27 protein-coding genes are annotated in these 21,869 nt (G+C 35.2%); 6 read left to right on the top strand and 21 right to left on the bottom strand.

The window, feature by feature from the left end; all coding sequences use genetic code 11:
- Positions 1-66 precede the first annotated feature (66 nt).
- Positions 67-648, top strand: a complete 582-nt coding sequence (locus C8C84_RS13955) for a DUF417 family protein (protein WP_121314230.1) — start codon at positions 67-69, stop codon at positions 646-648.
- 12 nt (positions 649-660) lie between these two features.
- The gene (locus C8C84_RS13950) at positions 661-1,215 is read left to right on the top strand and encodes a TetR/AcrR family transcriptional regulator (protein WP_121314229.1); all 555 of its coding nucleotides are present in this window, start codon (positions 661-663) and stop codon (positions 1,213-1,215) included.
- Between the two features lie 30 nt (positions 1,216-1,245).
- Here the strand turns inward: C8C84_RS13950 and C8C84_RS13945 are convergent, their stop codons facing one another.
- Together C8C84_RS13945 and C8C84_RS13940 are read right to left on the bottom strand one after the other, a co-directional pair.
- Positions 1,246-1,962, bottom strand: coding sequence for a hypothetical protein (locus C8C84_RS13945; protein WP_121314228.1), 717 nt, complete (start codon positions 1,960-1,962; stop codon positions 1,246-1,248).
- 10 nt (positions 1,963-1,972) lie between these two features.
- Positions 1,973-2,596: a hypothetical protein gene (locus tag C8C84_RS13940; RefSeq protein ID WP_147406866.1), complete on the bottom strand. Its 624-nt coding sequence runs from the start codon at positions 2,594-2,596 to the stop codon at positions 1,973-1,975.
- A 164-nt stretch (positions 2,597-2,760) separates the two neighbouring features.
- Between C8C84_RS13940 and C8C84_RS13935 the strand changes: the two genes are divergently transcribed.
- Complete coding sequence (locus C8C84_RS13935; RefSeq protein WP_121314226.1) at positions 2,761-3,003, top strand: hypothetical protein; 243 nt, start codon at positions 2,761-2,763, stop codon at positions 3,001-3,003.
- 355 nt (positions 3,004-3,358) lie between these two features.
- On the opposite strand, the gene C8C84_RS13930 is transcribed toward C8C84_RS13935, so the two are convergent.
- The 9 genes from C8C84_RS13930 to C8C84_RS13890 form a co-directional block, all read right to left on the bottom strand.
- Positions 3,359-4,366 carry an alpha/beta hydrolase gene (locus C8C84_RS13930; RefSeq protein WP_121314225.1) on the bottom strand — a complete coding sequence of 336 codons (1,008 nt, stop codon included), beginning with the start codon at positions 4,364-4,366 and terminating at the stop codon, positions 3,359-3,361.
- Positions 4,367-4,565: 199 nt separating this feature from the next.
- Entirely contained in the window at positions 4,566-5,705 is a 1,140-nt protein-coding gene (locus tag C8C84_RS13925; RefSeq protein ID WP_121314224.1) for an acyltransferase, read from the bottom strand.
- A 165-nt stretch (positions 5,706-5,870) separates the two neighbouring features.
- On the bottom strand, positions 5,871-7,244 hold the full coding sequence (locus C8C84_RS13920; protein WP_121314223.1) for an alginate export family protein: 1,374 nt from the start codon (positions 7,242-7,244) through the stop codon (positions 5,871-5,873).
- Positions 7,245-7,257: 13 nt separating this feature from the next.
- Positions 7,258-7,773 (bottom strand): CYTH domain-containing protein, encoded by a 516-nt coding sequence (locus tag C8C84_RS13915; RefSeq protein ID WP_121314222.1) that lies wholly within the window; start codon positions 7,771-7,773, stop codon positions 7,258-7,260.
- A gap of 160 nt (positions 7,774-7,933) precedes the next feature.
- Entirely contained in the window at positions 7,934-8,527 is a 594-nt protein-coding gene (locus C8C84_RS13910) for a short chain dehydrogenase (RefSeq protein WP_121314221.1), read from the bottom strand.
- A gap of 136 nt (positions 8,528-8,663) precedes the next feature.
- Positions 8,664-9,575, bottom strand: a complete 912-nt coding sequence (locus C8C84_RS13905) for an NAD(P)/FAD-dependent oxidoreductase (RefSeq protein WP_121315080.1) — start codon at positions 9,573-9,575, stop codon at positions 8,664-8,666.
- A gap of 95 nt (positions 9,576-9,670) precedes the next feature.
- Positions 9,671-9,967, bottom strand: a complete 297-nt coding sequence (locus tag C8C84_RS13900) for a hypothetical protein (RefSeq protein ID WP_199717180.1) — start codon at positions 9,965-9,967, stop codon at positions 9,671-9,673.
- An 88-nt stretch (positions 9,968-10,055) separates the two neighbouring features.
- Entirely contained in the window at positions 10,056-10,916 is an 861-nt protein-coding gene (locus tag C8C84_RS13895; RefSeq protein WP_121314220.1) for an AraC family transcriptional regulator, read from the bottom strand.
- A 39-nt stretch (positions 10,917-10,955) separates the two neighbouring features.
- Positions 10,956-11,213 (bottom strand): hypothetical protein, encoded by a 258-nt coding sequence (locus tag C8C84_RS13890; protein ID WP_121314219.1) that lies wholly within the window; start codon positions 11,211-11,213, stop codon positions 10,956-10,958.
- Between the two features lie 779 nt (positions 11,214-11,992).
- Here C8C84_RS13890 and C8C84_RS13885 point away from each other — a divergent pair.
- The 3 genes from C8C84_RS13885 to C8C84_RS13875 all read left to right on the top strand — a co-directional run bounded on the left by C8C84_RS13885 (position 11,993) and on the right by C8C84_RS13875 (position 14,661).
- A complete protein-coding gene (locus C8C84_RS13885) occupies positions 11,993-13,201 on the top strand; it encodes a hypothetical protein (RefSeq protein WP_121314218.1) in 1,209 nt (402 codons plus the stop codon).
- Between the two features lie 159 nt (positions 13,202-13,360).
- Positions 13,361-14,002, top strand: a complete 642-nt coding sequence (locus C8C84_RS13880) for a hypothetical protein (RefSeq protein WP_147406865.1) — start codon at positions 13,361-13,363, stop codon at positions 14,000-14,002.
- A 53-nt stretch (positions 14,003-14,055) separates the two neighbouring features.
- On the top strand, positions 14,056-14,661 hold the full coding sequence (locus tag C8C84_RS13875; RefSeq protein ID WP_121314216.1) for a hypothetical protein: 606 nt from the start codon (positions 14,056-14,058) through the stop codon (positions 14,659-14,661).
- 745 nt (positions 14,662-15,406) lie between these two features.
- Here C8C84_RS13875 and C8C84_RS13870 read toward each other — a convergent pair.
- From C8C84_RS13870 to C8C84_RS13825, 10 genes are all read right to left on the bottom strand, one after another.
- Entirely contained in the window at positions 15,407-16,249 is an 843-nt protein-coding gene (locus tag C8C84_RS13870; protein WP_121314215.1) for an alpha/beta hydrolase, read from the bottom strand.
- 21 nt (positions 16,250-16,270) lie between these two features.
- On the bottom strand, positions 16,271-16,711 hold the full coding sequence (locus tag C8C84_RS13865; RefSeq protein WP_121314214.1) for a DUF1572 family protein: 441 nt from the start codon (positions 16,709-16,711) through the stop codon (positions 16,271-16,273).
- A gap of 68 nt (positions 16,712-16,779) precedes the next feature.
- A complete protein-coding gene (locus C8C84_RS13860) occupies positions 16,780-17,742 on the bottom strand; it encodes a ketopantoate reductase family protein (protein ID WP_121314213.1) in 963 nt (320 codons plus the stop codon).
- A 74-nt stretch (positions 17,743-17,816) separates the two neighbouring features.
- Positions 17,817-18,395, bottom strand: coding sequence for a DJ-1/PfpI family protein (locus C8C84_RS13855; protein WP_121314212.1), 579 nt, complete (start codon positions 18,393-18,395; stop codon positions 17,817-17,819).
- 44 nt (positions 18,396-18,439) lie between these two features.
- The gene (locus C8C84_RS13850) at positions 18,440-19,120 is read right to left on the bottom strand and encodes an aspartate/glutamate racemase family protein (protein ID WP_121314211.1); all 681 of its coding nucleotides are present in this window, start codon (positions 19,118-19,120) and stop codon (positions 18,440-18,442) included.
- 12 nt (positions 19,121-19,132) lie between these two features.
- The gene (locus C8C84_RS13845) at positions 19,133-19,654 is read right to left on the bottom strand and encodes a DinB family protein (protein ID WP_121314210.1); all 522 of its coding nucleotides are present in this window, start codon (positions 19,652-19,654) and stop codon (positions 19,133-19,135) included.
- An 18-nt stretch (positions 19,655-19,672) separates the two neighbouring features.
- Entirely contained in the window at positions 19,673-20,191 is a 519-nt protein-coding gene (locus C8C84_RS13840) for a GNAT family N-acetyltransferase (protein WP_121314209.1), read from the bottom strand.
- Positions 20,192-20,221: 30 nt separating this feature from the next.
- Positions 20,222-20,749, bottom strand: coding sequence for a GNAT family N-acetyltransferase (locus C8C84_RS13835; RefSeq protein ID WP_121314208.1), 528 nt, complete (start codon positions 20,747-20,749; stop codon positions 20,222-20,224).
- 12 nt (positions 20,750-20,761) lie between these two features.
- Positions 20,762-21,283: a DinB family protein gene (locus C8C84_RS13830; protein WP_121314207.1), complete on the bottom strand. Its 522-nt coding sequence runs from the start codon at positions 21,281-21,283 to the stop codon at positions 20,762-20,764.
- A complete protein-coding gene (locus C8C84_RS13825; RefSeq protein ID WP_121314206.1) occupies positions 21,276-21,854 on the bottom strand; it encodes a DUF1572 domain-containing protein in 579 nt (192 codons plus the stop codon). The genes C8C84_RS13830 and C8C84_RS13825 overlap by 8 nt, the downstream gene beginning before the upstream one ends.
- Positions 21,855-21,869 lie beyond the last annotated feature (15 nt).

The following is a 21,869-nucleotide window of genomic DNA, read 5'->3' as shown; positions in this document are numbered from 1 at the left end:
TAAAAGAGTTATCTTTTGCCAGATTATCATGAAAACTAAAAGAACAGCGTCTATTATAAAAATGATATGAAAAAACTAATTAAATTCTTAGCGAATAGTCAATCCCACTTTATCAACTTAAGCCGAATCTCTATCTTTGTCGTAATGGTTTGGATTGGCGGATTAAAAGTGTTCCAATATGAAGCAGAAGGTATTGTACCCTTTGTGGTTCACAGTCCTTTGATGTCTTTCTTTTATACTAAAGAAGTACAGGAATACCAAGATTATAAAAATCCTGAAGGGAAAACGGTTCAAAAGAATGTGGATTGGCATAAGGCAAACAATACCTATCTTTTCGCTTACGGATTAGGAGCTGTAATTGTGTTAATCGGTCTATTAACTTTAATGGGCATTTGGTTTGATAAAATCGGAATGATTGGCGGACTGCTGACCTTTGGAATGTCTATAGTCACTCTGACCTTTTTAATCACGACGCCCGAAGTATATGTTCCCAATCTTGGTGGTGATTTTCCGACACCCGAATATGGATTTCCTTATTTGTCAGCCGCGGGACGATTGGTTTTAAAGGATATTATTATGTTAGCCGCTGGTCTAATTTGTGCCGCAGATAGTGCCAAACGAATTTTATACAAGGAAAGATGGGCCTAAGATTAAATTTTGATGGAAAGAGCGCAAATAATAGAAAAAACAGCCACTTTTATAAAAAGGTATGGCATTAAGAGTTTGACTTTAGCTGAAATTTCGATTCGGCTTCGTATACCCAAAAAGGCATTGTACTTTCATTTCAAGACCAAAGACGAACTTTTGTTAGCCTGTTTGCATTTTATGTATGATACCTTAAAAGATTTATTGACTGTTGCCCAATCTAATGTTGAGAATCCTGTCTTAAAACTAATCAAAACCTACAATGTTACCATCGGATACCTTTCTCAATTTCACAGTACTTTTTACTTTGACCTGAGAAAAATTATCCACTTGAAAAGTGTGACACAGCAGCATATCAATGACTATAAATTAAGTAGTATTCGCCCGCTTATTGAGGAGGCTAAAAACAATAAGCTATTACTTCCTGATGCTGAGGTTGAGGCAGCGCTGGAGTCCTACATGAAATTTGTGCCTTTCTTCTTTGTGCCATTCAAAGATGACCAAGCGGCAATTGAAAATCATCTTACTTTATTTCTCCAAAATTACTTTAAAGTGGATTATTGTCATTAATGCAACTTATAGACAATTCGCAACCTGTCCTTACAATGTCACGCCAATACTCTCCGGAATCACATCGGGTGTTTTGGCAATTTCAAGCGAAAGGCCGCCTTCTTGGATATCGTCTAAAAGCCATTTGCCTTCGGTGTATTCTAAAAACCATACATATTCTAAATCGTCATACCCCGATTTGCCTTGCACGACCTTTTGCGTATCGCGGTCTACCAAATAATCTTGGGCAATCACGTTGATTGCAATGGCAATTCTGGAACCTTCCAAGTTAGGGTCTTCGGTTAGTTCTAAGTACAACGGTTTTATTTTGGAGATCTCTTTTAAATTAGATACATTTTTGAGGTTTTCCTTTTTCCATTGGTCTAAAAATACGGCTTGTTGGTTTTGCCAATACCAATGGTTTACATAATTTTTTACTTCACTTAAATCTTCTTCAGACCAAGCGTTGTAAACCCTTCTGATGATATTAGAAAATTCTTTGTGCAGTTGCAACCAGTGAAATGATTTGTGTTGGACGCTCAGTTGCGCCAAGACTTTCTTAATCTTTCGGGCTTTTCTAAATTCAATTAATCTGATGTAGATAATTAAAGGCAAAAGCACTATGGTGAGCACAATGAGAATCAGTTTTCCCCACCATGTTTTAAAAAATGCTTTGGCTACGGTACCACCCGGACCGGCATAAACAGGATCTATGGTAAATAGTATCACCACCACAGTAAGCAAAATCAACCATTCTTTTCTAGACATATTTTATGATTTAAAAGTTTAAACTGATTATCCTGATAAGCGTCACTATTCCTATCAAACATAGGATAACGATATATCGGTAATTTTTATTGGTAAAGAAATTTTTACGCAAAAAGTACCCACTGAAAACAACAAAAACCAACGCTATCCCCAACTGAAAATAAACCTCATTAGTGCTATTCTCCAAAACAATCCCACTTTCGGGCAATTGCAATGTCTTTACTTCTTTGGTAAAATATAGTATTTCCAAGTTTACTTTATCGCCTTGCTTTACTTGATTATAAATCTCGGGGATAAACTGGTCGTTGTTATCTGAGAAATCAATAGAGTAGGTAAGACCCGATTTTGTGCTCTCGCTTATCCTTTTGCTCTCTACAATTGTAGTCACTTTTTGCAACGGTAAAAACTGTTCTACTATAGTAAGCAAACCGGCTATTAGAGGAATTATTAAAAATACTTTGGCTATTTTTTGATAGGTTTCGGCAGTCATGGTTTTGGCTTTGAATTGTAAATATATTATTTTCTTTGAAATATGACTTTTTTGTTTTTGGATTTTAGCACCATATTTTTTTAGCGTAGCACTTATACAAGGTGTCATCCTATGTAGGTATTGATATATTTCTCTTCTGCTCATTTTCAGTACTGCCCAACCTGAAAGTTCCAAGGTTTCTTATTCAAAATGTATTTCTATTATCGATGAACTACTGTTTTTTTTAACACCCTGTCGCAGCTTCTTTAACACTTTGGCATTAGAAAATACACTATTTTTATAGTCCCAAACCATAACAACTTAAACCTATGTCTGTAACTACTGTTTTAGAGTATTGTCAAAGCATCGATAACCCATTGGTGTTAGAGTATTTTTATAAAGGAGAAAAATTAGAAGATCCTGCTTTATTTTTTGACCTGAATCCCGGTCTTTTTGAACTGGCTTTCCCTTCGCACGAAGAAACCCAAGAGATGATTAACAAAAACCTACTGTTTGGCACTACCCACAAACTTGTCATTTCAGAGTACGGTTTCAATTTGGTCTTCCGCTAATTAGCTGGTACAAGAGTTCTCGAGAAGCTTCTGAAAAAGCGATTACAATTATTTTCTACACTTAATCTACTTCTTAAACTCCGACTATTTCAATTGTTGACTAGTCCTAAAATAGTGATACAGTGTATTAAATAAATCCAAATGTAATTATACTAACCTATACTGAAATAAAGGTACCGGTAATTGATTATGTTTTTTTGTAGCGTGTTAAATATTGAACAGGTTTTAAGATTAAGTGGGAAAGGGTTACGCTATAGTAGGTTCTTGCTTACCTGACAATCAAAGGCATTAGATGCTCTACTTGCAATCCGTGTAATGGCTACCATACGAATTGTAGAATAGAAATACTGTACGATTATTTTTTAAAACACTCCATCATTGCGGCTTTAACTATCGCTTCATATTCCTTTAGTTCTTTGGCTTCGGGCAATAATCCAATTAAGCAGTGAATTTGACCCGGAAAGCATTTCTCCCAAACCTTAACACCTGATTTCCTTAATTTAGCCGCGTACAAAATCCCATCATCTCTAAGCGGATCAAATTCTGCGTTAATAATTACGGCAGGTGGTAAGCCTTTTAAATCTTCGGTAAGTATTGGTGAAACTTCTGGATTGTTGAACTGTCCCGGCGCATAAGTTTCTAACGCAAAATAACAGGCTGCTTTGGTTTGAAAGTAGCCCACGGCATTTTCCTGATAAGAAGCGGAGGTTTCCATGTTTTTTGGGCTCAAGTCAATAGGAAGCCCGTTCATTACTTGTAGTTTTATTTTGTTACTAATCCCTTCTTTTTTTGCTTTTTGAGCAATTACAGCAACGAGATTCGCACCGGCACTATTGCCTTCTAAAACTATACGATTGATATCTCCTCCAAATTCACTACCATGTTCGGCAATCCATTTGAATGCGTTGTAACTGTCGTTTACTGCCGCAGGGAATTTGTGTTCGGGTGCTACTCTGTAATCAATGGCGAAGACAATGGCTTCTAAGTTTTTGGCTTCCTGCCATAAAGGCTGTTCCAAAGAGGGTAACAAAGGCGAGATGAATCCGCCACCATGGTAATTGATAATTACAGGAAGGTTTTTGCCATGGGTTGGATTGAAAACCAAGACAGGAATACTGTCGGCGGTTATTTTAATTCGCTGCACATCGGTTTTAGGATAGGGCATGGCGGGTGGTCCTGCAAATTTAATTTGCTCAATGGGCATTTTGCGCAGTTGTTCCAGTGTCAAATCCTGATAGCCAATCAATTTTAGGAAATAGGCGATTTCAGGGTTTAATTGTCGCGTACCACAGCTTTGTGCTATTGAGTATTGAGTACTAAGTAACAGCAAGCTTAATGAAAGAAAGAATAGATATTTTTTCATGGTTTAACACGTTATCAGGTTAGGTTTATAAGATGCTCAGTTAGTTTGTTTTGACTGACCAATGTTACAAGAAAGTAGCATAATAATGACTAAATTACAAATTTTTGACGGAATGAATTATAATACAGTTCGTTACAAAATTAATTTCCTGTAGTTAATGTTCTTACTTCTTTTAAATAATAAAAAATCCGGAGCCGCTCTATTTTTTATCCTGATGGGTTTTCATCCCAAACAAGAATCTGGTTATCTTGTAGGGTTTGATTAAAAACACATAAAAACCGAATGACAGAATAAAAGAAACAAAAGTTAAAAACAGGTATTTACTAAGTATATCGTCTTGTGTTTGGATAATGTAGTAAGCAATTATTACTATGAATGTTTGGTGCAAAATGTAAAACGGGTAAATAGCCTCATTAGCAAATTGCAAAAATTTATTAGTAAAGTTTAAATATTTTTTGGCATACCCTAAGAATGCGATTACCCAAAACCATGCGCTTAATACCAACAATGATAGAAACAACACATTTGGAGTATCAATGGCCCAAATAGGTTCTTTATCATTCCAACGTAGATAGTTGATGAGCAGCATACTAAAAAAGGCAATTTTCAAATTTAGTTTTCTACTATGCTCCAAATTCTTCCAAAAAATAGGATTAATACCGATGAAAGCACCAAATATAAAGTACAAGAAATATTTTGTAAAGCCTGCCCAATCATCAACAAAGGCATGAGTTTCATTAGGATACAAAAAATACAAGAAGCCGGCTATGGCAAGGATTACACCAAATCCAATCATGCCAATCTTATCACATAAAGTGGCTACCTTATTGGTGAAAGTTATTCCCTTTGCCGACTTAAAAAAAAGAATAAAGGGTATAGCAAGTAAGGAATAAACGAATAGATAGGCTATAAACCAAAGATGGTGCCAACTTAGATTCCCTTCAGGATAAACGGTTGTGGTAAAAATAGAAGGGTAAAAATCAAGGTAAGAAGTGTAGTTTGCCCCTTTATATATTCTTTCAAAATAGACTTGCGCCGGAACTATCATCAGCATACCGAAAAGCAACGGAATTAATAGTCGCTTTGTTCTTTGCCAAATGAAATGTAAAACAGATTTCTGATTAAGTACAAAGATGGTTCCGATACCTGAGATGAAAAACAATATTGGCATGCGCCAACGTGACAAAAAGTAATTGCATTCTAACACCAAGTAACTCGTTTCTTTGTTTTTTAAGTGCCAGTCCCACTCTGCAATGAATGGCATGGCACAGTGAAACAGGTGTAACAGTAAGATGGCTATTACTCTCAGCCAATCGAGGTCGTATCGTCTTTCTTGCATGATTTTTTGTTTTAATTTTAAAATAATAGTGCAAAGGTATAGTAGCTGTTTTGTGTCTTACTGACAATAAAGTGTCATGAACGGACAGTTAAGTTTATGATTTTTTTGGGTTGTTCTGTTTTTAAAATGATTTGTTTTTAGTCACAAATTAATGCTTTAAACATATTAAAATCTAAACGTTGATTTAAGGGACAGATATAGAATATCAGCACCATTCCCTGTAGCTTTAGGGTAACTTCCTGCTTTGGAATAAGATGTATCCAAAGATAAAGATAATTTTTTTGTTTGCTGGTAGGTAGTTTCCATGACATAGAGTTGTCCCAATGTTTTCTTGTCTGAAGCTAAAAACGCATTGGGTGTAGGACGGTTTTGAACCATCCCCGGGGAATAGGTACCGTCTTGGTTGCTGTTTCTTCCCAAGAAAAATACTTGCGCCAAGACATTCAGCTTTTGTATCGGATTGATTTTCAAATAAGGAGACAAACTGACCATATTGGTGGCTCCGATTGGTGCTACCAGGCCATAAGCCGGTTTGGCGTATAATAAATTATAAGTATTCAATTTATCATCAGTATTGTCTTTGTCTCCGGAAGCTATATTTGCAGCGAATCCAATTACTCCTTTTTTTGAAGGGAATACGGAAAGGTTTATATCTGCTAAGACAGTATAGGCCGCAATGGTTAGGTCATTGAATGTCCCTGTTTGGTATGCTCCTTCGAATTCAAAGTTTACAGTTTTTAAGTTGGAAAAGAAGCGGATACCGCCGGTTTGTCTGTTTTCGTACCCCGCTTGATAATTGTACATTCTGTTACGTGATTGAAAGTTGACCAAATAGTAGTCCAACCCAAGTTTGTGATTGGCATAGAACTGTGTGCCATAAATTCCTAATAAGCCATCGTGCATGCTTTCATCATCAAAGACATATTGTTTTGAAATGACTTTAGAAACGGCAAAGAAGTCAAGCGTACCCTTTTTAAATTTTCTTTTTATGACCAATCCATCAAAAGCCTGACGGGTATTGGGTCCTTCTCTGAAAGTGATTAAACGATGATTGCCGTAGAATATTTCCTGCTGTCCTAAACGGAAATTCCAATGGGTTAATTTCAATTCGCCAAAGGCTTGATGGAGGCTGAGTTGGTTTTCATCAATTTCGGGTGTCACAGGATTGTCATTAAAATCTCGCGAGGTGTGGTTTAGCTGCATGAAAAAGCGAAAATGATTTCCCAGTTCTATATTGGTATGTATCATAATTCGGCGTAGGTGTTGGAAGACATCGGTTTTGGCATAGGTTGGAGGAACATCGCCAAAATTAAGGTTATCATAGTACTGCAGCTGATCGCGAAATTCGCCACCAAAAGAGATGTTGTTGTTGTTTCCTAAGGAGATGTACTTTACTTTATCTAATCCCTTTTTAACGGTGTCTTTTTTTAGTGTGGTAAAGTCATCGTCGTAACGCAGCCAGCTGATTTTGTTTTGGGCTGAGGTTGTTGTTATTGCCAACCAACCAATCATTACAGTTTTCACTATATATTTTTTCATTTTTATTTCCAGTTTATTTTTCTATGTCCATCAACAACTCACTGTAAGACGCACTGATCAGTTGGTCTTTTTTCAGTTCGAAAAACTGCAGGTATTGATCAATTTCTATTTGCATTTTTTCGAGTGAAAATAATTCCTCTGTCTCTGTTACTTCAACCTCTAAGAAGGTACCTAAATCAGCCACAATATCGAAATGAAAAACAGCATTCTTGATACTGTATTTTTTTCGCTTTTTGTTGACAATTACTTTTACACCCAATTGTTCTGTGAGTATTTCTTTCAGCATTATGTTAGGATCATGTTGGTAGAGCATTACTTCTGCAATTTTTGTCCCTGAACTTTCTTCTCGGTAGTAGTTGATTAATATGTTTTTTAAATTGCTTTCCCTTAATTTCAGGCGGCCGTTTGTAGCGTTGAAGTAGGTGTCCGTTTGTAGTTCGGTTCCTAGAAATTTAGGATGTAGCGTTAGTAATTTTTCTTCATACTCCTTAAGATTGCTGATTGAGGCTTTAAATTCTAAATTTTTCATTTTTCGTTACTGGAGTAAGTTTTTTTATTCTGATATAATTTGATTGTGATTTTTTCCTCTTTGCTCCAAACCATTCGGCAAAGCCTCGGGTGAAACTGGTTCCAAACCACAGGCCATTACCATTGCGAATAATGACCCGTGGAAGTAATCGCGTTGGCGATTAAGGTGTGATTACCTGTCCGGTTACTTTTCCAAACACACTTTTGCGGAACATGAATTCCAGTTGTCTCATGGTGGTTGGCATTTCTCCCGGGAAGTAAGGGAAGTACTGTGGTGAGTTTTCGATAACCGTTGGGCTAACCGCATTGATACGGATACCGTTTTCTAATTCAATGGCTGCTCCACGAACAAATCCTTCCACCGCACCATTGGCCGCTGAGGCATTGGCAAAGTTTACCTGAGGTTCGTGGGTTAAAGCTCCTGTGATTAAAGTAAACGACCCTTTTGGATTAATGTATTTCTGACCAATCAGTACTAAGTTGATTTGCCCCATCATTTTACCTTCTACCCCTTGTCTGAACGTAGTGTCGTTTAATTTGGCCCAAGGCCCTACGAATGTTGGTCCGGCCGTTGAAATTAAAGCATCAAATGTGCCTACTTGTTGGAACATCTTTTCGATGGATGCTGTTGAGGTGATATCCGCTTCGATGTCGCCGCCTTTAGAAGCTACTTTGATTATTTCGTGCTCGTTTTCTAAGGCTTTTACTAAGTGGGTTCCCATGGTACCGGTTGCGCCTACAATAATGATTTTCATGATTTTAAGTTTTAAAAATTAACGGTTTGTTTTTCTTTGACAAAGATATTTCGGGTTCTCCACCTTGTGCTAGGACAAAAACTGAGTTGGATAGGATAGATTTTAAATAATTTGCGCTGTCCTCATTTATTGGTTTTTAAAATTGTTCTAAAATCAGTTTTTTGCTGGCAGACATGCCTGCAGTAGTTCCCATGGCTACGGCATTGGCCACGGTTCTCATGCGGGTGGTATTGTCACCACAAGCGTAAACACCGGCTACAGTGGTTTCCTGAAATCCATTAACTTTGATATAGCCATCTTCAGTTATTTCGCATCCTAAGGATTCGGGAATGGTACAATGTTGTACAAATGGTCTGGGCGAATACAAGGCAGTTAATGGTGTTTTTGTTCCATCGGTAAACACCACATTTTGCAGTTGTCCTTTGGTGTGGTCCAGTTTTAGGATTTCTTTATCTACTACTGCAATGTTGTGTTTTTGCAACTTAGTTCTTTGCTCCACCGTTAAAATGGATTGGCCATTGGTATAAATGGTCAAATCTTTTGTCCAATTGGAAATCATTTTGGAAAGCTCATAAGCATAATCACCATTTCCTAAAATTCCTGTTTTTGTATTGCGCACTTCATAACCATGACAGTAGGGGCAATGTATAGTGGTTATTCCCCAGCATTCTGAGAATCCATCAATTTTTGGCATTACATCTTTAATGCCTGTGGCGAAGATTAGTTTTGATGCCAAGAATTTTTCGCCTGTTTCTGTAATGATTTCAAATCCTTTTTCAATTTTACTTCCGGTAGCAGCAATCCCATTAAAAAACGTGACATTAGGATATTTTTCTACTTGTTGTTTTCCTAAAGAGGCAATTCCTTTTGGAGTATTACCATCCTGAGTAAGGAAATTGTGTGAGTGAGGTGTTTGGACATTGCATGGCTTACCACTGTCAATAATTAAGACTTGTTTTAAAGCTCTTCCTAGTGCCATGCCTGCTGCTAAACCCGAATAGCTTCCGCCGATAATAATGGCGTCAAACTGTTTGCTATCTGTTTTCATATCAAAATCTTTAAATGGAAAGGGGAGGTTAAAAGCTATCATTCCCAATCCTGTTTGTTTAATAAACTCTCGTCTGGGGATATTGTTTTTTGCCATTATTTTTTGTCTTTTGTGGTAAACTGACGCATGATAAAGTCTACCACCGGAACACCAACAAATACAATCCACGGTACTAAAGCGATGGTTAGAATAAAGGTTCTTTGGTATAAGGCAAGCGCATTTAGTGCTTTACCAAAAAAGAATAAGAAGAGTGTGATGGACGGATAAATGGCCAACCATATTTTTAAGGAAGCCATTAGTTTCATTTTTGTTTTACTCCCTTTAAAATTGTTTTTTTGGAGTTCGTGACCCGAGCCTGAAAGGCGAACGGATGAAATAATCTTTGATTTCATATCGATTTCATTTTGAAATAATTTTACAGGACAAAATTACTTCGAGAAGAAACCTAGAGAATAGGACAAAAATGAAGATGACTAGTACTTATTTAGAGTTTTGTCGGAAGGCTTCCGGTGAAGCGGCAGTATGTTTCTTAAAAAATCGGGTAAAATAAGAAGCATCTTCATAGCCCAGATTGTAGGCAATTTGGTTGATTTGATTGGAAGTCGCCAAAAGTTGGCGCTTGGCCTCCAGTATGAGATAATCATTTATAATCTCAGAGGGTGTTTTGTTTAATAAGTTCTTTGTGATGGCACTGAGTTGATAGGAAGACAGGTGTAGTAAGTCGGTGTACTGAGAGACCTGTTTGTGTGTTGTACACTTGGCTTCTACGAGTTCCAGAAATTGTTCCAATTTTTCCTGTGCATAAGGACTGCTTTGCGCGGCAGGCATTACTTTAAGCTGCCGTTGTCTCAGCAATTCGATAAGGAAAATACTCAGGTTGGCTTTCAGTACTTCCTGGTATCCTTTGGCTTTCTCGGTATATTCCTTTATTGCTTCCCCTAAAACCCCTTCGATTTTAGCAAATCCTTCCGGTTCCAGTTGGTAGGTATTGTATTGGATCAATTTGGTTAAATGGTTTTGCGAGGCACTGTTATGGGAGTATAAAAAATCTGTTTTAAATTGTATCAGATAGCCCGTGCTGTTGGCTTTCAACGCAAGTTGGTGCACTTGACCGGGACGCATCATAAAAACAGTATGGTCGTTTACGTCGTAAGTGGTAAAGTCAATTTCGTGGCTGCCGGTTCCTTTTTTTACCACCAGTATATAGTAAAAATCATGTCGGTGCAATTCCTGAATCATGTCTTTTTCAAGCAACAAAGGCGTGATATCCCTGATAGTAAAACTACCGGAGAGTTGGGGTTCATTTTGTCCCTTTATTCGTCGTATCGGAATGTTTTCCACGCTGTATTTTTTACTCCTTTCAAAGATAAATAAGTTTTTTTAAAATCTCGTGTTTGCCTTATTCAGGTTCTCAAAATCTAACGGAAAAACCTCGTTGGTGATGTTACTTTCGATAATTTGATTGTCTTCCCAAATCACTTTTTTCAAGGTGCTTTCAATCGCTGAAGTGGTGCTGTTTTCGATGTCACTTTCGATGATTTTGTTGTCCTCGGCAATTACTTCTTCTATTGTTTTTTTATAGATAGCGGTTATTGTTATCGGGGCATCAGCCTCTACAGCTAAGGCTGGTTTCTTCAAGGTATTCGTGTTTGATACGGATGCTAATGCTAATGCTATTGCAGTAGTATTGCTTTTTTGATGGCCATTATATCAATAACTATGATGTTAATTGTCCAACCTGAATTAATAACAAAAAAAAAAGTCCAACTATTTCAGGACAAAACACTATCGGGATGCCGAAAGGTCGATGGGAAAATTAAGTACCTCATAACCTAAAACAGGGATTAGTTATTGTACACCTTTTCATCGAAATGTGGTAAATGGGGTGATTGTACTTCCTATTAACCGCAAAAATGCGGTGAAAAGTAATTTTAGCATAGTACTAATGTAGTATAAGGTTCACTTATGTTAAAGATTCACTTGTAAACAGTATATAATATATTATCTATTTTTGTGTTATAGTTCATGATTTGGTTTCTATAGATGCAGGGAGTTTCTTTATGAACTATAACGCCACATTATGTAACTAAGCTTGGGAGGAAAAATTTGCTCACGGCGTATTTATTTGTCTTTAAAGGAGCTCGCCGATGCCGTGGGCAGGTCTGGCGCAAGTCACGCAGTGTACGTGTTGTTGTTTTTTCCGATCAAAGGCTTTTAAAAAATACACCTTGTGGCTTTAAAACCAAAACGGTTTTCCCGGTTTTCCTGACGGAAATCCGTCAGGATACTACGCTTGTACATCCGCGAAAAATTACCCATCCATATTCGCTATCATTGCACTGAAAAATCGGTCCAAAAACCACTGGTAAAAAAAACAAAGCAATAACGTTTTCTTTTACATAAAAAAATTTGCACAATTGGGATTTTCTCAATCCAAAAACGATTATTTGCAAAGTAATCGGTACGATATATTAGATGCAAGTTTTGAATTCCCTCACAGCGGTTTTAAGATAATGGGCTTTGGTGCTTATCACGGAAGCCAGGAAACAGAAAATGCCGAAAAAATAATACTGGAACAACTAATCAGAAAGCATAAAATTAAATATTACCTGCCTGAAACCGATTTTGGAATAGCCTATTATTTTAACCAGTATTTAAAATCGGGTGACACGCTATTATTAAAAGATCTGGTTAAGCATTATGGGAGCAGGGTGCCACAAGAGAGGAGCATTGAAACATACAATAAATGGAAAAACATAAAAAAAATAAATGATAATCAATCGGCAGCGGATAAGATTGAAGTGGTTGGAATTGATTTAATTGTAACTTATAAATACACTTCAAAACTGTTGATTGAATTATTTGAAACCGGAAAAGGAAAATTTGTTTCATACGATAATTTAGCGGCAATGTTAAAGATTGATACAACCGATTATTCCCCAAATTATGACAGCTACTCGAAAAATGTCTTAAAAGCGTTTGTATCTGATTATGAAAATAATAAGGCCTATTTTCAATCCATTTCAAAAAATCAAAAAATCACAGATAATCTGATTGACAATATATCCCTGACTTTTAAAAAGAGGGATAGGGAAAAAACCATTTTCGATAATTATTTGTCACTAAGTGAACTCTATAATTTTAGTTCAAATGCGCAGTTTGTCAGAATGGGATTTTTTCATATCGAAAAAGAGAGAGAAAACAATAATCCATCATTCTTCACGAGGTTGATAGAAAGTAACGTATATAAAAAAGAAGAGATTGTTGCAATCGCAGGGTTTTTAACCAAAAGCCGTGTGCTATGGGACTTGAAATTTGACGACAAAAAGAAATATATTGGTTACACAACAGAAGGAGGTTATGGAATAGGAGATTATTGGAAAGAATATTTTAAAGGAATAAATAAGCTCAAAAGAAACAGATTATCCAACTTAACACTTTATAGCCTGAACAAAGAAAATTCACCATATACCAAAAATGAAACAGATTTGATGGAAATCAAATTGTTTCTGAAAAAGTCAAACAAAAATGATTTGAAAGGTAAAACAACGACAGATTATTTTGATTATGCGATTTTGATAAGTAATTCAAGGGCAAGTACCCCAATAGACGAAATGGACAAATAAATAACCATACACAAAGCCCCGAAACGGTATTGAATTGAAAGAGGTTTAGTATATTAGACAACGCAATTAAGTACTTGATTCATTTACTTAAATTTTAGAGCGTGATTAAATAATATGCGAAGAATTATAAATAACCTAATTTTAAAAAAAACAGACACAATGAAAAGAATAGCACTTTTACTTCTTTTACTGCCATTTACCGCTATGGCAGATTTTTATCCGGGTACCATAACATTTGTTAATGGAACCACAAAAACTGGGCTTATTGAAGAACCAAAGGGCAAAGACCAAAAAGTAGTATTTAAAGCTGATGAAAAAGCAAAAGAAGAGAAATTTAAAACCGAAGAAATTAAAAGTTTCCAGCTGATAAATGCTGATAATGTGACAGAGCATTACACGACTATGATCCTTGGGAACAATAAAATATTGAATCCAAAGTCGTTTAACCTTGATTCGAAAAAATCGGTTGTCAGGATTATTAAACAGGGAAGAATTACTATCTATGGATTACGCTTTTTAAAAGGCTCACTCAAAGGCAATAGCAGCGTTGGGATGAATAATACAAAATACGAGTCTGAAGCCTATTATATGCAACGAAGCAAGGAAGATTTTGCGTTTGCTATTGGTATATGGCAATCTGATCTCAATTTTATGACAGGCTTTAACCTTTATCAGGTTGTGGAATTTAATTTTAAGGACACCTGCCCCTTGTTTTTGGAAGCATTGAAAAAAGCAGACCTGAAGAATACTGAATTTGCCAAGATTGTTGACATTTATGAAGCTACATGTATTGAAAAATAACAATGATTGGTGTATAATGTTTTCAGGAAAGTACAGATTTAATTAAAAGGAATATGAAGGATTTGGAATTAATTGCGGTGGCCCAACACTCCAAAAATATAAAAAAAGGAATGCGAAATTTACTTATACTTATAGTATTGTGTATAGTTTTGATGATTGTTGCCAGATTGTTTTACGAAGGACGCGTACATGAAGCAATAGTGTATAGAAAAGGAGCTCGGATAAATGCAGAGGTGGGTTGGCCGGCTACATTGTTTTCTATTGGAAGTTGGGGATTGGTAGCCTTTCCTCTTTTTTTGGCGTATTTGTTCTTTAAGCAAGACCTAAAACAACCAGCAGTCGGTGTTAGCAATGAAGGTTTGTTTATCAATCAGCAATTGTTACGAAAGGCTTTTGTGTCCTGGGATAACATAGAGCACGTTGAATTGAGAGGACATATTTCCAATCCAATATTGCGGGTGTTTTTTAAAGATGTTGACGTTTTGCTTAAAGGCCAGTTTTTTATTTTTAAATCAATTGCCAAAGCAACATTAAAATCAAACCCCAGTCTTGGTATTTCAAAAGATGAGGCCGTTGGCGATTTAGTAAGCATGTTTGATTTTATTAAGGAAAAAGGTGTAACCGTCCAAGATCGCATGGAGGGACGGACGAAGATTTAATGAATAACAAAACGATATCTTGAGCCAACTGACGAATGTAGTTTGAGAGAGTATCAAATAAACCCATAAATGGATTTAATCAGAACAATTTTTAGGTTATTTCAAAAGAGTAGCTTCATGTCTGGAAATGAAGTAATTGGCTATTTAAATAGTTTAAAAGAAACATAAAATAAAATTTCTAGCATGGCTATAGAAGAAATTCTACAAATTACACAACCTGAAGAATGTTTATAGGGAGGGCTTGTTTTGGCTGGTAAATCCGGACGACTACAATGTATTAGGTAGAAAATTCCCTAATATTTCTGAAAATGCAATCTTTTTGCGAGGACAGGAATTGGAAATTTGTTTTTTGTGGAGGATGGAGTTACAGGACAAAATATTAATTATCTCAATACACATATCGGACAAGTTAATTTAGTTAGTAGAGGCTTTGCCGATTTTTATGGAATTTATGCTACCTTCTGAAACCGTTTGGGAAAATGACTGTTACGGGAAAATAGAACTTAAGGCAATAAAAAAGTAGACATTTCAGCCAGACGAATGTGTAACCTTCATCGACGGTAGGCAATCCTAATATTGACCTGGCCAATATCATGGAGCTGGCAATACAACTTATTCCCAATGACGTGCCTGAGTTTTTGAATAGGGTGCAGGAGCTACATGCTGACGAAGAAAGCCAACCCGAAGGATAGCCTGAGTATTATTACAGCACGATACGGATTGTAGAAGAGGCTTCGTGATGAACCTATTTCTTATTTTTTGAATCTAACACCTTAAATGCATTTAATACTGCCTGATGCATTATTGTAGCGTGATTTTCTTGTGGTAAATAATCAAAAAAAACAGAAAAGTTTGTGTTTTGAATATTTCGTATTTTCTCAGCTAATAGATTTGCATCCACTTCCATTACTCTGGGAATTTCAGTTGGTGTGAAACCTTCTTTTCCAACAGCAATGTAGACGTCAGTTTTTTGAGCCAAATTGGTTTGCCACCATTGTATTTCTTGATTTAAAATTGAACCATTATTCCACCACAAACTTGGGCTTATAATAATATATTTAGTAAAAAGTACTGGTTTGGTTATTAAAATTTGTGTAGCTAACAAGCCCCCTAAAGATTGTCCAATTATTGTCTTGGTCGAATTTGTTTTATACTTCTTTTCAATAAACGGCTGTAATTCGTTTTCAATAAATGCAATAAATTTATTGGAGTTGCCAGAAGTTGGATATGCTAATAAATCTTTATCAATAGTAGTAGGAAATGTAAAATCTCTACGTCTGTCAACCGTTGCGATACCTACCACGATAGACTTTGGCACTTGATTTACCCATTCAAAATTATTGAATTGCACTATTCCTACAATGTGAATAAAATCTTCGTTCGCCGAACCGTCAAGAAGGTAAATAACCGGATATTGTATGGTGTCATTTAAATTATAACCTTCCGGAAGGTAAATATTTAAAGTTCTTTTTTCGTTTAATTCTTTGGAATAAATTTCGTCAATATTGCCTAATACAAATTGTTTTTGATTTTGGCCAAAACCAAGTGATGCTGTTGCTATAACGACTATTAAAATAATTCTAATCATTTTATCTGAATATATTTGTGCTTAAATAAATCTTCTGTGGTAATTAATTTGTCCGAGATGATATGATAAATGAGTTGCTAAATGAACCAGTAGGTACTCAGTGGTTGTCATTTCTGATAAAACTAAAAGAGGGTATTCTCTTTTTAGGTCTTTATGAGTTAGCGTTTTAAGTGATTTGTTAATGACTTGTCTAATTTCAGTAATACTTTCAATTAAATCTTTTCTTGGAATATTTTTAGTAGAAAATTCAAGCTCTCTATTTCTAACATAATTATTTTTTGCAATTTCCTTTCCAATGTAAGTGTTTAAGTTTCCAATTATATGTAACACTAAATTTCCGGCGGAATTAGAAATATTTTTTTCTATTCGCCATATATCGTCTTCATTTTTATAAAGCTCAATTTCGGAAATTAATTTTTTTAGATTTAGATCAAAAAGTAATGATAATGTGTTTGTAATCATTTTATAAAGTCAATAAAAATGAAATTGTAATTTGCCTTGATTTTATTAGAATCTTCGATTGATATTTTTTAAAAACTATTTGATAACGTATTATGTTTTTCAATCAATTGAGTTAATCCGCTTTCAAAATGAGGTGTTGGAATCTGAAATAATTTGGCTTCTTCAATAACATATTTTATTAGTGAATCCACTTCCGTTTGTTTGTTTTTCTCTAAATCCAGTTGAAACGAAGATTTTCCATGTCTTTTAAAATTGAGGAGTAAATTCATATTGTTAAGCACTGTATTATCATCAAAAGCAATCTTTTTTGCAGCAGCCAATTGCATTAATTCAGAAGTTAAATTGATAAACAAATATTCTGATTTTGTAGTTTCCAATATTTCAGAAAAAGTAATTTCGAAAATCGCTGTGACGATGGCCGCTGGAGAAACGAACATAAACTTCTTCCACACAACAGAATTTATATTAGTAGTGTAGGTTGCATTTATACCTGCATCATTAAGGATTTTGGCAATCTTATGTCCTTTACTATTGCTTTCTCCTTCTGTACCAAAAAAAAGTTTTGCAGGGCCACTAACGTGTTGTATTTTACCCGGTTTAACGATGTTTGAAGCTATGTAAATACTTCCTTCCATAAGTGTTGCCAGTTCTGGTAAGTAAGGCGTTAACTTTTCTTTTCCATTTACTGTGTTTTGTGTGGTAATTATTGTTACATCTGACGAGAGGTTAACCGCATATTTTATAAATATTTCTTCTACAGAAAAGGTTTTTGTACAGACTATGAGTATATCTATTATCCCGATTTCAGAGGGATTGTCAGAAGTTAAGGTTGGTATACATTGATAGGAAGTGTCATTAGAATCTAGCCACAAACCATTTTTGTTAATGGCTGCTGCTATTTCTCCTCTTGCTATAAATATAATTTCTACATTCTCAGTATTCAAATAATGATATGCTAATTTCCCACCAATATATCCACCAATTCCGCCAATACCTGCAATCGCAATTCTTGTTTTTTTAGTATCATTCATACTTTAATAATTCGGTTAATTTTGTTTGATTGTCCTTTTTGAATGAGATTATGAAAGACTGTTTGAGGATAGAATTAATAAATACAAACCTGTCCTTGTCCAATTGGTAAGACAGAAGCGATAACTGCATCTTTCACCTTACTATCATAAAGTTTTTCAATTGCCCACCCAAATAAGTCAATCGCAGCTAAGCAACCGGCGGCTGTTCCTATATTTCCGTGAGTCACCAGATGTTTGTCTTTATGTACCTTAACACCATAGTTTTCTAAATCTTCGAACGCAGATGGGTAAGTGGTAGCCGAAAGGCCGTTTAGGTGTCCGAGAGCCGCTATAATTAACGCTCCCGAGCACATTGAACAGATTATTTGTTTGCTTGGATTTAATTTAAAACGTTCGAGATAAAGGTTGTCTTTGACTAAATTTCGTGTTTCCTGACCACTACCGAAAAAGACTAGGTCAGCCTCATTACATTCTTCAATAAGTCCGTGAGTGGTTATGTCAAGTCCGCAAACGGATTTGTGAGATGATCCTGTGCCGATGATTTTTACTTGAAATTCTTTGTCGCGAAATTTTACCCGATTGAGTAAGTCCCAAGCCAAAAAAATATCGATGTCTGTGAATTTATCGAATGCTACAATTACTGCTTTTTTCATGATATAATTGCTCTAAATTTGATTTTATATGTTACTTGTTATTGCTAGTTCGTTGCGTAATCAACTATCGCATCTGAGTGTACTTTTGCTGTATCGATAATGGGGAATGAAAAGTCATTTTGGGAGATTAAGGTTGGTATTTCTGTACAACCCAGAATAATGCACTCCACACCATTTTTAATTAATTCATTTGCAATATCAATATATCTTAATTTGGTATCGGGATTAATAAAGCCTATACCCAATTCTTCTTTAATGGTCTGCTGTATGTAATCTCTTGTCTCTTGACGATCGGGAATGATTACTTCGATACCAAACTCCTGTAATTTTTTACTGTAGAAGTCCATTTCCATAGTGAATTTAGTTCCTAAAAGCCCTGCTTTTTTGATGCCTTTTTCATTTAAAACTTTTGCCGTTTCCTCAACAATATGAATCATGGGTAACTGTATGTTTTCTTGTAATTTATCGGCAAATAAATGTGCTGTATTGGCGCAAAGTACTATGCAATCAACCCCACTTTTTTTTAAACTTTCGCAAGCATTGAGTAATAAATCGTAGGCATTGGTCCAACTAAGAGCCTGTACATCCCCAAAGTTCAGTGAATAGATTACACATTCAGCGGCATTTAGCCCTCCTAGCTTTTTGTTAATGCCTTCGTTTATCAATTTATAATAATCCATTGTGGACACCCAACTTATGCCTCCAACTAAACCTATTTTTTTCATGTTATTCGTGTTTTAATTTCTTTTTAAAGTTTCAATTAATTCCGTTATTCTGGCCAAGTGATGATCGTCATGTTCTGCTACGAATAAATAAAGATCCATAGTTCGCATGGGTATTTTTAATCTGGGATGAAGTGCTGATTTGAAGACTGTTTCATCATCAATAGCTCGAAGGGTTAGTAAAGTTTGTGTTCTTATTTTTCTAAAATCAGAGAGAAGATCTTGTATTGATTTGGCATTGTGATTTGCTAAATCGGTTTTAGTGTTTTGCAGATCAGTTGGTCGTAGCTCTAGTTGGTCATTTTTAATATCATCAAGCCTTCCTTGCCAAAGTGTTTCAAGGTCGATTAAATGCCCGATGTTCTCTTTTATTGACCAAGTATTATCATCAGAAAATATCAAAATATTTTCTGTCACATCTTTAACCTTCTCTTCCAATCTGATTGGAGTTCCTGAAAGGCGTTCTAAAATAGATGGAAAAATATTTTGTTGATTATCAAAATTAAAACTCCTGTCAAACCATTTTGTTTGTTTCATATCGCTTGAATAAATTGGTTATAACTCCATTTCTAATAAAGCCACTTTGAGATTTCGATGTTGATCGGGAAGCTCTGGTGTATTTGGCGTTGTGTAATCTTCAATATGAATAAAGCCAAAGCTTTTATAGTATTCAATTATGTTTGGATTGGCTGCCCAAGTATCCATACGGATGTATTTCAATCCCTTTTCTGCAGCAAATTCTTTTATCCAATGCAGAATTTTATCAATTTGCTTTTGTCCTTTAAACACCGGATTAACTACAATTCTATGCAAATAGATTGCGTCGCCATTTTCCATTTCTCTCCAAATAAGGGCATCACTGAAGCAGATGCTAAAAACTGCGAGTATTTCATCGTTTGCTGTTATTTTGAATTGAAGTTTGTTTTCTAAATCCTTAATTAAGTAGGTCTTATCATAGGTCGTCCATCCGATATAATTATTCCTTTTTATATAATCGATTGCCTCTTCAAACAATTGATAAATTATTTTTAAATCACTATGCTCGGTGTTTAAAATTTCATAACCATTGCTCATATTTGTGTTGTTTTAAAATGTCATTGTATATCAGTTTTTATTTTTTAAATGCTTTACCATATAGATTGCATCAACATATTGATTATCAATAATTAAATCATTTTTAATTACATCACCCAGTATTTCAAAACCAAAGCTTTTATAAAAGTCAATTAATGAATCTTTAGAAATGATAGTAGAAAGTTGTAATTGTTCAATCTCTGTTATAGGTCCGATGGTGCTTAACAAACTACTTATAAGTTTTTTTGCGATTCCTTTTCCTCTATGATTAGGTTGAACATAGAGCGAAAATAAAGAAGCCCGATGTCTTGCTTTTGAACGATGGTCTCTTTTAAATTTCACAAAGCCAATTAGTTGGTCTTGATTTGAAAATATACCTAAAGTGAAACTTTCTAATGGATTACCTGTTTTCTTGATTTCCAACTCAAAATCTATGATTGAATTTTTTACTTGGTCTTCATAACTATCACTAAACGCAAAAGGAGATTCTTGAAGACTGCTAAGTCTTAATTGGCGATAAATCACTGCATCATTTTCTTCTAAAAATCGAATATTCATGGCTTATTTTTTTCAATTTTTTAAATAATGATTCATTATTATTTTCTCGTGATGTTGCACATGGTAAATAGTAAAATACAGTGTTTCTCTGACCGTTATTGTTCCAAGAGCCGGGTGTGGGCAATGGTATAGGTCTAGCTCCTCTTCTGTCCAATCATTCAAATTAGAAATGAATATTTCGAGTAGATTTTTACCATGGTTGATTAACTCTTTAATATCTCCGTTGAGATTTAATTCCGGGATAAAAGCATCTGTTGCTTTTACGCCACTTGACATAGCATTAAGGTATATTTTGACAAGTTTTTCATAGGTAGTTGACCTTCTTTCTGATAAACCACAGAGTGTTTCGATTTGCGATTTTGGCAGTGCCAGATAATTGCCTAATCTCATTATTGAAATGTTAATGTGATCTACATTTTGATATACTGACCATTTGCCCTTGATGCCAATAGTTGGGTTAGGTAATTGAATTGCTGTTTCCCAAAATTTGGCATGGTAATCCATAAGGTTGGTTATTATTTCGCTTTTATTCATCTTTATTTGATTTATTTAAAAACTCATTTGTAAAATGTTCTCTGTTTTTTTCTTTAGAAAATTTTTCGGCATTGAAAGTGCTAGAATTTCCTTTTGGAATAGAAAGTGAAACCCACTTTTCATTTTGAATCATTTTTCCAATAAACACCATCTGACCTACGTGGTAGGGGTAGTGTGCCAGTTGTCTGTTGATAGCTTCTAAAACCGTGTGGCCTTGATTGCGTATATAAATTATTGTGGACCAATCATCCTCTTGTATAGTGCTTAGTGCATTGAAAAAGCAAGTCCAGCCATCATTCCATTTTTGTAGCAGTTCATCTTTAGTTTTAATGCTGTTTTCAAATTCTTGATCCCGATTTCTCCATTCTTTTTCACCGTCGGAAGTAAGAAAATCTGTCCAACGGGACAACATATTTCCACTTAGGTGATTTACAATAATTGCAATACTGTTGCTTTCGTCGTTGTATTGCCAAAAGAGTTTTTCGTCTGGTATTTGAGCAAGGGTTTTATCACCGAGCATTTTGTAATACTCAAATTGTTTTTTTACACTTTCTAAATATGTTGTATTCATATTTTTAAAATTTTA

The sequence above is a fragment of the Flavobacterium sp. 102 genome (genome assembly GCF_003634615.1).
Classification (GTDB): domain Bacteria; phylum Bacteroidota; class Bacteroidia; order Flavobacteriales; family Flavobacteriaceae; genus Flavobacterium.
The sequence above is the reverse complement of the archived record's forward strand: the minus strand, read 5'-3'. Positions and strand labels throughout refer to the sequence as shown.